This window comes from Exiguobacterium sibiricum 7-3, from assembly GCF_000620865.1.
Classification (GTDB): domain Bacteria; phylum Bacillota; class Bacilli; order Exiguobacteriales; family Exiguobacteriaceae; genus Exiguobacterium_A; species Exiguobacterium_A sibiricum_A.
The window spans coordinates 2,049,179-2,063,975 of sequence record NZ_KK211190.1; the positions used below are offsets into that span (position 1 = coordinate 2,049,179).

A 14,797-nucleotide genomic window follows, 5' to 3' on the forward strand; every position below is an offset into this window, starting at 1 on the left:
ACATGCCCTATTTCACTTTATTCATGGCACTCTTTTTTATCTCGACATCTGCAATTTTCGTTAAATGGGCCGAAACCCCGATTGAAGCGGTTGCTTTTTACAGAATGTTGTTTTCGACACTGTTGCTGTTACCGTTGATTCACCTGAAAGAATTACTTAGTCTCAGTTCAACGACCATCCGACATATGATTTTAAGCGGAATTCTCTTAGCCGGTCATTTTTGGCTGTGGTTCCTGTCCCTTGATTATACGACAGTTGCCAGCTCGACGCTCTTCGTAACCGCGAGTCCGATTTTCGTTTTGATCGGGAACGCTGTCTTCTTTAAACAACATCCGTCAAGAAAAGCCCTCTTTTTCGTCGGCGTCGCGTTGCTTGGCGGCGGACTTGTCGCTTACGGTGACATCGCGGTCGGTCCAAGAGCGCTGATCGGAGACGGACTCGCCTTGCTTGCGACGATTCTTGTCGCCGGTTACTGGCTGCTCGGTCAGCATGTCCGGACAAGCGTCTCGACGAACACGTATTCATTCGGTGTCTATGCCGTGTCCTCCGTCGTTCTGTTACTGTTTTCGCTCATTCAGTCGGTCAATCTAGTCGGTTCATTCCAAACTGATTGGAAAATTTATATTTTACTCGCTGTTTTCCCGACGCTGCTTGGTCACAACTTATTTAACTGGGCCTTGTCGCGTGTCAGCGCTAGTATCGTCAGCATCACGATTCTCGGTGAAGCCGTTTGGGGGATGATTTTCGGATACTTCCTGTTCCAAGAGTCGTTGACCTGGATTCAAATCACCGGTGCTGCCTTACTGCTCGTCGGAATCGGTCTGTTCCTCCGGCGCAACGAACGGGATATCCGGGAACAATTCGCCAAACAAAATGCCGCTACGACTGCGGAATAAAAAAAACGAACACCAGTCAGACCCGCTTCTCACAGAAGGTGGCTGACTGGTGTTTTTTAATTGGTCGGATCTTCCGGACGGACTTTCGGCAGTCGGAAGGTCATGAAAAAGGCAAGGATGGCACAGACGAGCCCCCCGATGAAGACGAGGTGCAGTCCGTTTGCGAGCGCCTGTTCCGCGGCCGATTGAACGTCTGCTCCGTAACGGGCTGCCGTACCGGCCTGGAAAAACGGATCAATCGAGTAGCCGGAAAGCAGCTTCGAGTCGGAAAATGCCTGGATGATCGAGACGTTAAACAATGTTCCGAATATCGCCACACCAAGCGTTTGACCCGTCGTACTCAAAAACGAGTTGACGGCAGTCGCCGATCCACGGAGCGACCAGTCGACTGATGTCTGTAAGACGACCATGAAGACCGGTTGTGCCAATCCGAAACCGATCCCGATCAACGAGACAGCCAAATAAATGAAGACATCGCTTGATTCCCGTCCGATTCCGATTAAAATCGTCATCCCGATGACGAGTAATCCCATTCCGGTCATCGTCCGGTAGCGCGGCGAGGCGATGCCAATCGTCCGCCCGCCAACGATCGCAGTCAGTGTCCAAAACAAGGATAACGGCATCAGCATGAAGCCGGCTTCGGTCGGACTTTTCCCGAGAACACCTTGCGCAAAAATCGGGATGTACGCCGACATCGAGACGAGTACCCAGGCAGAAAAGAAGACGGCCAGATTGATGACGAGAATGACCGGATGGCGGATGACCACAGGTGGCAATAACGGATCAGCTGCTTTTTTCTCGACCCGGTAAAACCAAAACAACAGGACCACACTGACCGCAAAACTGATTAAAATCAGCGGTTCGGCAAATGATTCGGTCTCACTCCCGGAGAGTAATCCGTACAGCAGGGCACTCATCCCGGTCGCAAATAAAATCGCTCCCCGGTAATCAATCTTGCGTGACGTTTCGGTAACATTTTCTTTATAGAACAGGACGATCATGATAAAGGAGATCAAGGCAAACGGAACATTTAACAAAAAGATATAGCGCCACGATAACGTCTCGACCAAAAAACCGCCGACTAGCGGACCGGCGACACCGGAGATTCCCCAAACCGCACTTAAAACGCCCTGGATTTTTCCGCGTTCCTCGTATGTATACAAATCTCCGATGATGGTCATCGCAATCGGCAGGACGGCTCCGGCACCAATTCCTTGCGCGGCCCGGAACAGAATCAATGTTTCCATCGATTGAGCCAGTCCACACGCAAGCGATGCGACCGTGAAGACCCCGATTCCGAACAACAGGACTCGTTTTCTTCCGTACAAGTCAGCCATCTTTCCATAAATCGGTGTCGATACGGCCATGAACAGTAAGAACCCGGCGAAAATCCAACTGACGAGTTTAGCACCATTCAACTCGCTCGCCATGACGGGTGTCGCTGTTGCAACGATCGTTCCTTCAATCGCTGCCAAAAATGTAGCTAATAATAAGGCAATCGTGACATTTTTCCTCAAGACACTCAGCTCGCTTTCTGTGTTTGTACCATTCTCTTATCATACAGTGAATGACCGAACTTCTAAAAGGAGATGCTTATCAAGCAGGAATCAAGGGAACAATAGGGAATGATAAAGATTAGAGAATGAGTCATCAATTGAATGGAGGAGTATGACATGTTACGAAAAACTGCTTTGATTACAGGTGCTTCCGGTGGGATCGGTCTTGACTTAGCCGTATTGGCGGCACGCGATGGATTTGACTGTGTCTTGATTGCCCGCAACGAAAAGAAACTGACCGAGCTTAAGCATGTCCTTGAAAAACGTTACCAAATCAAGGCTTACACATTCGCAGTCGATCTCTCACAATCAGACAGCGTCTCCCGTGTTCTCAGTTTCCTCGAGGAACATGAACTGACGGTTGATTTATTATTCAACAATGCCGGCTTTGCGACATCAGGCCGTTTCGCGGAAATCGATCCGTCAGAAGATTTAAATTCGATTCATGTCAACGTCGTCGCCTTAACGGAACTGACGAAACGTCTGGTGCCGGGCATGCTTGATCGCGGGTTCGGTCGTATCCTGAATGTTGCCTCTGTTGCCGCCTTCATGCCGGGACCGTATATGAGCGTCTACTATGCCACTAAAGCGTATGTCTTGTCGTTGTCCGAAGCACTCGCATCTGAACTCGATGGCTCCGGTGTCACGGTTACCTGTCTTTGTCCGGGACCGACGGATACGAACTTCTTTGATCGTGCCCAAATCACGTTACCATTCAAAAGTATGCCGTCTCACCTCGTCGCATTTGCCGGATACCGGGGAGCATTAAAAGGAAAACGAGTTGTCGTACCCGGAGCAAGTAACCGCGCTATGGTGACGTTCGCTAAACTGTTACCACGCCGTCTCTTAACGGAAGTTACTGGACGCATTCAAAATCCAGATCAGCAACAACAAGAGACACCGGTCGAAGAATTCGCTGTTTCCAACTAATCCGAACACAGAAAAGACGTTCATCCTTTCTTACTGGAAAGTGATGGACGTCTTGTTTTGTTTAATTTGGTTTTGGACGATGAAAATGATCCGTCATCCATTTTTGAACGTTTTTCGGAATGGAGGTATACCGGTACACGTACCGAAGCGTGACAGCCCCCGTCACCATGACCAGATAACCGCTCGACAGGACTAACAACCAGGCAACAATCGACAGGAACAAATCTGTCTCAAAAAAGAGATGTCCGATCAGTCCGCCTTCGACGGAGGTAATCAGCATCGCTCCGGGAAAAATCGCTGCTGCCAGTAAATAAAACCCCGCATAACGTCCACGAATCGTTTCCTTCAACAATAAGATACTTCCAAATAGCAGACCAAAACCAGCAATAAGTAACAACCCGACGAGATACGTTATGGACAGCGGCGAACTAAGCATCACGCTTCACTCCAATCGAAATGGGATTACTTATCATGTACCCTGATTTCCATCAAACGAGTGCAAAATCCGCAAAAAAATCGGGTACAAAAACCAGATGAAGACAGCATTCGAAACGCCGTGCAATAAATCAAATAGACCGCCTGTCAAGAGTAGTGTCCAAAACGCTTCTCGCGAAAACTCGGTAAAGATTAAAAAACCTAAATTGCTGATCCAGCCATAAAAAAACCCCGCCGCCAGTCCATAGATCGTTAAAAGCCATCTCGTTCGCATACCCGGTAAGACACAGAGAAGACTGATGACCGTGTACGCCACGATTTGAAATAACACAAAAGGACCACTTCCTAAAAATAAACTCGTCAAGACGACAACGAGCATTCCGACAATCGTTCCGGAAACCGGCCCTACACAGGCTGCGACCAGGAGAACTAGTGCGGTCGCCGGTTGAACATTCGGAATGCTTGCAAAAATCAGCCTTCCGACAATCGCCGCTGCCGTGATGAGGGCCATGAACCGAAGCATGGACTCTGAAATCGGACGTTTTTCGAAACAGAGAATAACTAAACTGATGAGGAGGACTGCTGCGCCGATCAACTCCATTCGTACAACCTGCTTTGCTCGATGAACATCGATGTCGGACCATCAAAGGCAATTTCCCCTTGGACAAGATACACGATGCGGGTCGCACAAAAAATCAGGTCGGGATCGTGCGTGGCGAGAATAATCAACTTGTCCGGATGATTCAGCATAGTTTGAATAAAATCAGACCGTTGCTGATTGGTTAACCCCGCCGTCGGTTCATCAAAATAACAGGCTTCTTCCGTCCAGGAAAGCCGTTCGATCAATTGTTTTTTTTGTTCGGAAAAAGTAGCGCCCGGCTTATCCAAGACAGGTGCCAGGGCAGGATGTGCCGGAACATAACATTTTTCCCCGGTTCGTTTGACCTTTCCGTAAAGCGGCCGGTCAACCCCAAGCAACAGGCGTAGCAAGGTTGATTTCCCACTTCCGTTGGCTCCAATCAAGGCTACCCGCTCCCCTAAGCGAAACGACATCTGTTCGACCAGCAAGGCGTATTTTGCCTGCAACGGATAACGGTGCCGGATGCGTAACATCTCGTCGATGACCTTTCCTTTGACCGCTCTCGTTCCGCTCTGTTTTTTGAGTGGATGCTGTTGTACCACGGAATAGGTGATGTGACAGGAAAAACGACGTTCGATTTCCTCAAACAACAGTATCAACCGGTTTTTACGGACTTGATCTAAAAATAAAAACGGTTCCGCCAAGAAAATCCGTTCCGGTAAGCTAGACAATGTATACCCGAGCGAAACCAGTTGCTGTTCCCCCGAAGACAACTCACTTGTCTCTCGGTCAAAAAAAGCTTCCAGCCCAAGTAATGTCGCCAGTTCTCCTGCGACAAATAAACTGGTCGTCGCTAACATATCGCGAACACGACCATGCAACAGGCGGTCCGGATGAATCACTTCGGCTCCGGCCGTATGGGCCAGTTGTTCCAGACGTTCAAGTGAACCTTCTTCGTCGGTAATGATGGTAGGCATCCCGTATTCCTCCTTTTGAGAACATTACTAATCCGGGTAACACTAACGCGGCCCCGACCGCAACAGGAGACCATAAGGCAATGTATATTACTGTAATCAGAAGTCCCATCAACAGATCAGAACGCGTCAAGTGACGTAACGGACTCGGGACTGCTTCGACCGGTAACAGATGATACAACGCAACCCGTTCCATCTTTTCTGCCACCGGTTGTTTGGCATGGCTCATCTTCACTTCCGGCCACGTACGGAGCAACGATGGCAAGATAGCCAGGACCATCCCCGTTAAGCGCGTCAGTCGCGGTAGAATCCGAAATAACGGACCCATCTGATCGAGTCGGACCAATGTAAAAGTCAATTGACTTGATGTTACGAACAAGGCAACCGTCAGTCCGGTCAACCAAATCCCGTATGGATCAACGGAAGCACCGACGAGCAGAGGGGCATACATCATTCCGATATAAATCAGAGGTAACGTCAGATAGCGCAAAACGTTCCATTGACGCATCCATGTAAAGAATACGAAATGTCCGGTCAAAACAATCAGTATGCCGGCATATGTGTGCAAAAAGAACGGGACCGATAACATCGCCACTAAAAAAAGAGCGACATTCAGTGGATGAAGTCGCTCCCGTTCCGCCTTACTGAAAATAAGCCATTGCATCTTTTTCAAATCGCCATTCCAGACGGTCGCCGTCTTTTAGTTCGTACGCCCCTGCCCCGACTTGTGCCGGTTTGTCATTGACGCCAAATACCCAGCCGCTGCTTGCTCCGGCTGATTTTTCACGGATACCGTCAACGGCCGTCACGTACGCCATTTCACCCTTACCGGTCTGTACGACCGGCAGTTTTGTCTCTTCCAGTGCATCGAGCGCCGTTTCCGATTTGCTCAAGCACATCTCTTTTTCGAATAATGTCGTCGTTTTTTTCTTTGCATGATTGACGACCGAAACGTCTACGGAGCGGTCACATGCTTTTGAATCCGCCGTCTGATCCGCCGGTTTTTCCGTACATCCTGCAAGCAACAAGATTCCACTCATCAGCATCCATTTTTTCATCGTACGACTCCTTTTCGTCTTGAGGTCTCAAAACTGTAATTGTATAAAAGTATTGTTTTCTCCCGTAACGATTGCCCGTCGGAACGAAGATACGTCAATCGAATCGCGTTGGCCAACACATCTTCTCCGGTATTCACATACGGAATCAATTCACCTTGATCGTTAATCAATAGAACCGTAGCATCCTGTAAGCTGAACGTTTCATACAAACCATCCAAATCCATCTCGACATACGGTGTCTTCGATTCATGGAGAATCTGCTTGATAGATAAAGTCTTCAACGTTCGAAACGAGGTCGAGGCATCAATCAATTTTTGATAGTACGACTCGAGCGAACGGGTCAGTACTTCTTCCCGGGGACGGTACGTCAATGTGCCCGTCACTTCTTGATAGGTCACTTCGTACCGGATGAACCGCTTCGGACTTTTCGCGATCAACTCAAATGTCGCATTCCGCAGGTTGCCTCCTTGGTCAAACAACAATTGACTTTGTTCCAGTCGCAGCGAGTCGTCTCCGATCCGCCGGTCAATGTGCGTCATCAGTGTGTCAAAAGATTCATCTGTAATCGTGACCTGTCCGATTTGTTGTGTCTCTTCCCGAAGCGTAAACGTATCGAACGGTCCCAGGATGAGCTGAAGCAGGAAAAAAAGAAATCCGAATAAGGCCATATATCGTTTGTATCGAGAATTTTTTTTCGGGTGCAGGACAATCAGGAATAAGATGATTCCCAGCGGCAACTGAATGTCATAGACAGGAAACGATACCGCTCCTAAACATGCATAAAAAACGAATTTCAAGTAAAGATATTGTTCCTTTTCCGTCCGTTTTTCTAAAAAGAAACCAAGAATGATACTTGCTAGCAGAAACAATGACCATTGGATGAGAAAGTCCATGTTGTTTACCCCTTAATCACGACAGATTGATGATCTGTCATGAGGTATGACTCTTCAAATACTTCCCGCGCCTCCACTTCCAACCGTTGTTCTTGATCAACATACCGTGCAGAAATATGCGTCAGCAACAATTTTTTAGCCTGTGCTTTTAAGGCGATTTCAGCAGCTTGTCTTGCTGTCGAATGACCAAAACGTCCGGCATGATCTTGTTCCGAATCAGCAAATGTCGCCTCATGCACAAGGACATCTACTTCTTGTGCCAAACGGATACTCCCGTCACATGGCACCGTATCTCCTAACACGGCCAACTTGATGCCCGGCTTTGGGTCTCCAAGAAAATCAGTCGACCGGTGTTCGATTCCCTCAAATACAAACGTTTCCTGCTGTTTGATTTGACGATAGAGTGGTCCAGAAGGAATGCCCAGTTGTTGTAACGCTTCGACACGTAATGCTCCTTTTTCTTCCTGACCTTCAATCCGGTAACCGTACGCCAAAAATCGATGTTCCAATTCTTCGACAGTGATTCGGAATCCTTCCTGTTCGTATGTCCCGCCTGCCTCGACTTCAATGATGTCGAGCGGATAACGCAGATACGTCCCGGTAACCCGTAATGTCGCCTCCAGCCACTCCTTTAATCCTTTTGGTCCATAGATCGTCAACAACGTCGTACCTTCCAGTGCAGCCCGGGTACTGATAAAACCCGGCAGTCCAAAGATATGATCACCGTGCAGATGTGTGATGAAAATCGTACTGACCTTACGCGGTTTGATCGGACTGTGCAACATCTGATGTTGCGTTGCTTCACCGCAATCAAATAACCAGGTCATCTTCGGATGTAACAGTGCGATGGATGAAACATTCCGTTGTTTGGACGGCATCCCGGCTCCTGTTCCTAAAAAATAAAATTCCATCTTTTTCCCCTTTTCGTAAAATTAGCAATTTTTATACACAAAATACACCTTTCTCGAGTGGAAGCATGATAAACTGTACCCATACTGATTCGAAAGGTGGTTTTTCCATGACCAAAATCGAACGGACTTATGCACGAATCGTACAAAGTGCCCGGATGTTAAACGAAAACTATCGGCAACAGTATGGGAAATCAATCCAAATTCAAGACATTGCAACAACCTTACTATGTACGGAAGAACTTGTTCTTGAGTCGATGGAATATTTCGAACGTCCACAATTAACTTAATCGTACAACGACAAAGAGTGTACCGCAACGTTGCGGTACACTCTTTTTAGTCTGGCATCACTTATTCGTGATGTAATCCACTAACGTCACACATAATTCTGCTGTCTTGACGAGCTCTTCAATCGGCATTTTTTCGTTTGTCGTATGAATGTCCTCGTAACCAACAGCCAAATTGACGGTTGGAATCCCAAATCCAGCAATCACGTTTGCATCTGATCCCCCACCAGAATGCAACAAACGTGGTGTCCGACCGAGTTGTGTAATCGCTGCTTTCGCCACTTCGACGACTTGATCGCCGTCTTCGAATTTGAAACCAGGATACATGACTTTGACTTCGACTTCCGCACGCCCTCCGAATTCAGCAGCAACTTCTTCGAAAGCCGCTTTCATTTTCGCCGTTTGGGCCTCCATTTTAGGCGCAACGAGTGAGCGGGCTTCCGCAAAGATTTCGACGTAATCACAAACGATGTTAGTCGATGGACCACCTCCGCTGAAGCGTCCAATGTTCGCCGTCGTCTCTTCATCGATCCGGCCAAGCGGCATTTTAGCGATTGCTTTTGCTGCAATCGTGATGGCAGAGATTCCTTTTTCAGGTGCAACACCAGCATGAGCTGTTTTGCCGTAAATTTTTGCATTTACTTTCGCTTGGGTTGGTGCAGCCGTAATGATATCGCCGACTTTACCGTCTGAATCCAGAGCAAAACCGTAGTCTGCATCAATCTTCGATGGATCCAAAACCATCGCCCCCACTAAACCGGACTCTTCGCCGACCGTGATGACGAATTGAATTTTCCCGTGCGGTTGATTCGTTTCGTTCAAGACATGGACCAATTCGATTAATGAAGCGAGTCCCGCTTTATCATCTGCCCCAAGAATCGTTGTTCCATCGGTTTTAACATATCCGTCTTCGATGATTGGTTTGATTCCCTGTCCCGGAAAAACCGTATCCATATGGGAAGTGAAATAAATCTTATCGACTCCGTCTTTTGTTGCCGGAAGCGTGATGATCAAGTTGTTTCCTTTATGTTCGGTTTTTGATGAAGCGTCATCTTCGAATACGTCACAGCCGAGTGTCGTAAACGTTGCTTTTAAGTGGGCACAGATTTGTGCTTCCTCTTTTGATTCCGAGTCAATCTGGACCAGTTCTAAAAAGGTATCAAGTACACGTTGCTCATTCACCATGTTGCATTCCTCCTCATTTTTTCAGTTCGACTAGCGCTTTTTTAGTATACCATCTATAGGCAGATTTGCACTTCGCAAGCGTTGTTTGTACAATGGCTATAATCAATCGTTCTATGAAAGGAGTCGTTTTATTATGGCAAAACCATCAAAACAACAACGGATCATCAAATGGACCACGATTACGATTTTAGCAATTTTCTTACTCGGTACTTTTGCGTCGACGATGTTCTACCTCTTCTGATCGACGAATCGTTGCTTCAGTTTCAAATACTGTTCCGCTTCCTGCAACATGTGCAACAGAGCGGACCGGACTTCGAACTCATCGCGTGTCTTCGGTAACGGTGACTCGCGAAATTCTTCGAGTAGACGTTTGAGTTCCATCAAAAATAACGTCGCGTCGGCATCGGGTCGGACATTGTCACCAATCGTCCGGAACAGGTCGGCGACTTTTTTACCTTCGTCTACGACAAGGACTAAATCATCGACGTTGCGGACGATTCCACTCAACAATTCAAATTGTTGTTCGCGCATTCGGAAATACAGATAGTCTTCATCATCATTTCGCCGACCGATGGCATTCCCCATCCGTTTCAAGGAAGCATCCTTCCCCTCTTTCAACAGCCGTTCCGTCTCATGTAGCGTCAGCGAATGTTGGTTGATCCGCCCCGTCTCGATCGCCGCGGCCACTTCGAAGAACAAGGCGGCAATCCGTTGATCGATTTGCAGTCGCCGCTCGGCAATCGTCCGGTCGAGACTCGGCATGTACATATTAACGAGTAATCCGACCCCGACACCAATCAGCAACAAATACAATTCGTTTAAAAAAATGCTGAGGTTTAATTGGCGTGCGACATACAGATGGGTCAGGATGACGACACTTGTGATAAAACCGTCCTGTAGGCGGAGGCGTTGTGTCAGTGGAAGAAATAAAATGAAATAGAGTGCAATAGCAATCGGACGGTATCCGATGACTTCGAAGATCACAAAACCAAGTCCAATCGCGAGGACCGAAGCCATGATCCGTTCATAAGACGAACGAAATGATTTTTTTCTTGTCGCTTGAATGCTCAAAATAGCGATGATGGCTGCAAAAACGTAGTAATCCAGTTGCATCTTTTCCGCAATCCACATCGCGAGTGCCGCTGCGACAGCGGTCTTTAACGTGCGATATCCGATAAACACAGACTTCCCTCCATTCTTTGTTAGGGTACCTATTCTTTACCCAGGTTGTCGATTGATTTTTTTGAAGGACGTGATTTTTTGACTAAACGTACGATTCGCCCCACTCGCCCGGTCCGTCGAACGGGCTCCTTCAAGGGGCTTGTCTTTTTTTTCTTACTCGGTTGCGGATTGTTCCTGTTGTTACGGGACAAACCCCAAACCATTCTTCCTCCGGCTTCCCCATACGTCGCGGAACTCTACCGGGACGGGAAAGTCATCCGGGAAGAAGAATTCGATTCCGTCACCGAAGCGAAAGCATTTATCAACGGACGCCGTGGCGCTATCAAACGGACGTCCGATGAACGGTATCTCTATTTGACCGGAAGCGGGATTGGAATCGTCAATTCAAATCAGACCTTAAATATTTATTCGGACCGTGCGTTGAAAAAACGACATACGTATGTCGCGCCCGGCAGTCGACTCGCTTTACTTGCCTATACGGATTCGGTCAGTCGGGTCGAGATTGCCGGTCTGACCGGTTATGTCGCTTCCGATCGGTTGACTCTTTATCCGCTCGAACAATCCAGTAATCGGTCCTATTATGAAAAACAAGACGAGCGTCTCTTGCATTATATCGTCGCCGATGCCGGTCTCGGTGGTTTGATTACGGCTGGTGAAGCACCGGCGTCATTAGACGACCGAACGATGCAGTATGTCGAGTCCAAAACGTTGACGCAGGATTTACGGAAACCGACCGCTTTGACAGCCAAGCAACTGGATGCCTATATTAAAAAAAATGCTCCCGACAGTCCCTTGATCGGCACGGGCAAGACGTTTAAGCAGGTTGAACGCACTTATCAAATCAATGCGGCCTATTTGCTCGCCCATGCGATTCACGAGTCCGATTACGGACGGTCCGACATCGCTAAAGACAAGTTTAATCTATTCGGGGTTAATGCAACGGATATCGCTCCCGGTCAAAATGCGACGGCGTATACTTCCTTTGAAGACTCGATCCGTAAGACGGGCCGCTTCATCGCCCGTGATTACCTTGCTAAAGACGGGAAATACTACCGCGGTCCGTTTCTCGGAAACAAGGCACGCGGAATGAACGTGTTTTATGCCTCCGATCCGTACTGGAGCGAAAAAATCGCCGGAATCCTCTTGAAAATGAACGCCGTCTAAAACCGACTTATGGTACACTAATGGGCGAGACATCAATCATTTAGGAGTGAATACACATGGAAAAAGTTTTAGTATTTGGTCATAAAAATCCGGACACGGATACGATTGCATCGGCCATCGCCTATGCCGAATTAAAAAAAGAGCTCGGTGTTCACGCTGAAGCCGTTCGTCTTGGTGAAATCAACGGAGAAACGCAATTTGCGCTCGACTACTTCAAAGTCGCCCGTCCCCGCCTCGTGACAGAAGTATCAAAAGAAGCACAACACGTCATTCTCGTTGACCACAATGAACGTCAACAAAGTGCCGACGATATCGATGCCGTCAAAGTAACGGAAGTCATCGACCATCACCGGATTGCCAACTTCGAAACGTCTGATCCGATTTATTACCGGGCAGAACCGGTTGGCTGTACGACGACAATCTTAAACAAAATGTACAAAGAACACGGTGTTGCGATTAAACCGGAAATCGCCGGTTTGATGTTATCAGCCATCGTTTCCGACTCGTTATTATTCAAATCACCGACATGTACGGAGCAGGACGTCATTGCAGCACGTGAACTCGCGACGATTGCCGGCGTCGATGCCAACGTTTATGGTCTCGATATGTTAAAAGCCGGTGCTGATTTATCAATGAAAACTGTGGATGAGCTGATTGCACTTGATGCAAAAGAGTTTTCGATGGGACCATTCAAAGTCGAAATCGCACAAGCAAACACAGTCGATACGGCAGAAGTTTTGCTTCGTCAAGCAGAACTCGAAACACGGATCGAATCATTGATTGCTGAAAAAGAATTGGACTTGTACATGTTGCTCGTCACCGATATCTTGACAAACAACTCGGTCGCACTTGTTCTCGGACCTGAAGCTTCACTGGTCGAACGGGCCTTCGGACTTGATGCTACGAATCACCTCCTTTATCTTGAAGGTGTCGTTTCACGGAAAAAACAAGTTGTTCCGGTCTTGACGAATACGGCAACAGCAGTCGAATAATTTCCATCCAAAAGAAGGAGTTTGCTCCTTCTTTTTTGAATACTTATACTGAATGGTTATTCATTCAGTATATAAGGGGGATTTACACATGACAAAAACAGTACTTGTCACCGGTGGTACGAGCGGCATGGGGAAAGCGATGGCCCTCGCTTTAAAAGAAGCCGGCTGGAACGTCGTCGTGACCGGGCGAAATGCCGAACGGTTGCAACAAACCGACCAGGACTTACAGGCGATTGATGGAAAACACAGTGTCATTCAAATGGACGTCCGGGATCCAGACGCCTGCCTCGCTGCTGTCAATCAAACCCGGCAACAATACGGACAACTCGAAGCACTGATCAATAACGCAGCCGGTAATTTCATCTGTCCGACTGACGAACTCTCGCCAAACGGGTGGAAAACGGTCATTGATATCGTCTTGAACGGGACATTCAACTGTTCCCATGCGCTCGTCAAAGGCTGGCAGGAAGACGGGGTATCAGGAGGACAAATCTTGAATATTGTCGCTTCGTACGCCTGGCAGGCCGGTCCAGGGGTCGCACCAAGTGCCGCTGCAAAAGCCGGGGTCCTGAACCTGACACGGACACTTGCTGTCGAATGGGGGTACAAATACGGGGCCCGGATCAATGCAATCAGCCCCGGTCCGATTGAACGGACAGGCGGAGCCGATAAACTCGCCATGTCACCGGAACACGCAGAACGAATTCGACGGAACGTCCCGCTCGGGCGATTCGGGACACCGGAAGAAATCGCCGGTCTTGCGACTTGGATGCTGTCCGATCAAGCGAGCTACTTAAACGGAGAATGTATCGCCCTCGACGGCGGACACTGGTTAAATAAACAACCGTTTTGATGCTGTTCTCAGTCTCCCGTCTCCATTGCGGGAGACTTTTCAAATGGTTTTCTGCCCGCCCCTTCTTATTTTCCCATTTAGCTATGTTTATCAATCATTTTTTTAGGAAAATAGTAATACAGATAGTCAGGAGTAAGGAGGATATATAAATGGGAATCGCTTTTATGTGGGGGGCAATCGCAGGAGGAGCTGTCGTAATCGGGGCATTAATCGGCTTGTTCATTCCTCTTAAACAACGTCTAATCGGGTACGTCATGTCGTTTGGAACGGGCATTTTAATCGGAGCGGCGACGTTCGAGTTATTGGATGAAGCCTTAAACAAATCCACGACGATGATTGTCGGTATTTCCTTTATCGTCGGGTCACTCGTGTTCACCGGTTTTGACATGTTCGTTTCCTCACGTGGTGCCAGTAAACGAAAAAGATCGTCCGGCGGTAACGAAGGCACAGGAACTGCCATCTTCTTCGGTACGATTCTGGACGCGATTCCGGAATCAATCATGATCGGTGCCAGTCTTTTATCCGGAAATGTCAGCGCCGCTCTCGTTGCAGCGATTTTCGTCAGTAACATCCCGGAAGGTCTCTCGAGTACGACCGGCTTACAAAAAGATGGCTTCTCAAAGAAAAAAATTCTGGTCATGTGGGGAATCGTCTGGTTGATATCCGCGCTCGCTTCCCTTGCCGGTTATTCCATTTTAGCGGAATTACCGGATATGCAGTTTGCGATGATCGGTGCCTTTGCGAGCGGCGGCATCATTGCCATGCTCGCTTCGACGATGATGCCGGAAGCCCATGAGGAGGGCGGTGCCATCGTCGGCCTGTTCGCTTCACTTGGTCTGATTACAGCTGTCATCTTAAGTTAACGAACAGGGATCCGTTCCATTTGGAACGAATCCCTGTTTTG

At 48.1% G+C, this 14,797-nt stretch carries 17 protein-coding genes; 7 read left to right on the top strand and 10 right to left on the bottom strand.

Going from position 1 to position 14,797, the window contains the following annotated elements; genetic code table 11:
* The first annotated feature begins 2 nt into the window (after positions 1-2).
* A complete protein-coding gene (locus P402_RS16525; protein WP_034769947.1) occupies positions 3-896 on the top strand; it encodes a DMT family transporter in 894 nt (297 codons plus the stop codon).
* A 56-nt stretch (positions 897-952) separates the two neighbouring features.
* Here the strand turns inward: P402_RS16525 and P402_RS0111675 are convergent, their stop codons facing one another.
* A complete protein-coding gene (locus P402_RS0111675) occupies positions 953-2,413 on the bottom strand; it encodes an MDR family MFS transporter (protein ID WP_026828857.1) in 1,461 nt (486 codons plus the stop codon).
* A gap of 156 nt (positions 2,414-2,569) precedes the next feature.
* On the opposite strand from P402_RS0111675, the gene P402_RS0111680 reads away from it, so the two are divergent.
* Positions 2,570-3,382, top strand: coding sequence for an SDR family NAD(P)-dependent oxidoreductase (locus tag P402_RS0111680; protein WP_034769949.1), 813 nt, complete (start codon positions 2,570-2,572; stop codon positions 3,380-3,382).
* Between the two features lie 61 nt (positions 3,383-3,443).
* Here P402_RS0111680 and P402_RS0111685 read toward each other — a convergent pair whose 3' ends face one another.
* The 7 genes from P402_RS0111685 to rnz are packed head-to-tail and all read right to left on the bottom strand — an operon-like array spanning position 3,444 to position 8,233.
* On the bottom strand, positions 3,444-3,818 hold the full coding sequence (locus tag P402_RS0111685) for a hypothetical protein (protein WP_026828859.1): 375 nt from the start codon (positions 3,816-3,818) through the stop codon (positions 3,444-3,446).
* 33 nt (positions 3,819-3,851) lie between these two features.
* On the bottom strand, positions 3,852-4,418 hold the full coding sequence (locus tag P402_RS0111690) for an ECF transporter S component (RefSeq protein ID WP_026828860.1): 567 nt from the start codon (positions 4,416-4,418) through the stop codon (positions 3,852-3,854).
* A complete protein-coding gene (locus tag P402_RS0111695) occupies positions 4,409-5,374 on the bottom strand; it encodes an ATP-binding cassette domain-containing protein (protein ID WP_026828861.1) in 966 nt (321 codons plus the stop codon). The genes P402_RS0111690 and P402_RS0111695 overlap by 10 nt, the downstream gene beginning before the upstream one ends.
* Complete coding sequence (locus P402_RS0111700) at positions 5,337-6,035, bottom strand: hypothetical protein (RefSeq protein ID WP_026828862.1); 699 nt, start codon at positions 6,033-6,035, stop codon at positions 5,337-5,339. The genes P402_RS0111695 and P402_RS0111700 overlap by 38 nt, the downstream gene beginning before the upstream one ends.
* Entirely contained in the window at positions 6,013-6,429 is a 417-nt protein-coding gene (locus tag P402_RS0111705) for a DUF4430 domain-containing protein (protein WP_026828863.1), read from the bottom strand. Before P402_RS0111705 ends, P402_RS0111700 begins: the two co-directional genes overlap by 23 nt.
* Positions 6,426-7,322: a hypothetical protein gene (locus P402_RS0111710; RefSeq protein ID WP_026828864.1), complete on the bottom strand. Its 897-nt coding sequence runs from the start codon at positions 7,320-7,322 to the stop codon at positions 6,426-6,428. Before P402_RS0111710 ends, P402_RS0111705 begins: the two co-directional genes overlap by 4 nt.
* A gap of 5 nt (positions 7,323-7,327) precedes the next feature.
* Positions 7,328-8,233: a ribonuclease Z gene (gene rnz / locus P402_RS0111715; protein ID WP_026828865.1), complete on the bottom strand. Its 906-nt coding sequence runs from the start codon at positions 8,231-8,233 to the stop codon at positions 7,328-7,330.
* A 107-nt stretch (positions 8,234-8,340) separates the two neighbouring features.
* On the opposite strand from rnz, the gene P402_RS0111720 reads away from it, so the two are divergent.
* Positions 8,341-8,520 (top strand): hypothetical protein, encoded by a 180-nt coding sequence (locus P402_RS0111720; protein ID WP_026828866.1) that lies wholly within the window; start codon positions 8,341-8,343, stop codon positions 8,518-8,520.
* A 57-nt stretch (positions 8,521-8,577) separates the two neighbouring features.
* On the opposite strand, the gene P402_RS0111725 is transcribed toward P402_RS0111720, so the two are convergent.
* Together P402_RS0111725 and P402_RS0111735 are read right to left on the bottom strand one after the other, a co-directional pair.
* A complete protein-coding gene (locus P402_RS0111725) occupies positions 8,578-9,702 on the bottom strand; it encodes a M20/M25/M40 family metallo-hydrolase (protein ID WP_026828867.1) in 1,125 nt (374 codons plus the stop codon).
* A gap of 228 nt (positions 9,703-9,930) precedes the next feature.
* Entirely contained in the window at positions 9,931-10,884 is a 954-nt protein-coding gene (locus P402_RS0111735; protein WP_026828868.1) for an aromatic acid exporter family protein, read from the bottom strand.
* A 78-nt stretch (positions 10,885-10,962) separates the two neighbouring features.
* Between P402_RS0111735 and P402_RS0111740 the strand changes: the two genes are divergently transcribed.
* The 4 genes from P402_RS0111740 (at position 10,963) to P402_RS0111755 (ending at position 14,756) form a co-directional block, all read left to right on the top strand.
* Complete coding sequence (locus P402_RS0111740) at positions 10,963-12,048, top strand: N-acetylglucosaminidase (RefSeq protein ID WP_026828869.1); 1,086 nt, start codon at positions 10,963-10,965, stop codon at positions 12,046-12,048.
* 56 nt (positions 12,049-12,104) lie between these two features.
* Complete coding sequence (locus tag P402_RS0111745) at positions 12,105-13,040, top strand: manganese-dependent inorganic pyrophosphatase (protein WP_026828870.1); 936 nt, start codon at positions 12,105-12,107, stop codon at positions 13,038-13,040.
* An 88-nt stretch (positions 13,041-13,128) separates the two neighbouring features.
* Complete coding sequence (gene fadH / locus P402_RS0111750) at positions 13,129-13,893, top strand: 2,4-dienoyl-CoA reductase (RefSeq protein ID WP_026828871.1); 765 nt, start codon at positions 13,129-13,131, stop codon at positions 13,891-13,893.
* A gap of 149 nt (positions 13,894-14,042) precedes the next feature.
* Positions 14,043-14,756: a ZIP family metal transporter gene (locus P402_RS0111755; protein ID WP_026828872.1), complete on the top strand. Its 714-nt coding sequence runs from the start codon at positions 14,043-14,045 to the stop codon at positions 14,754-14,756.
* The last annotated feature ends 41 nt before the right edge of the window (positions 14,757-14,797 follow it).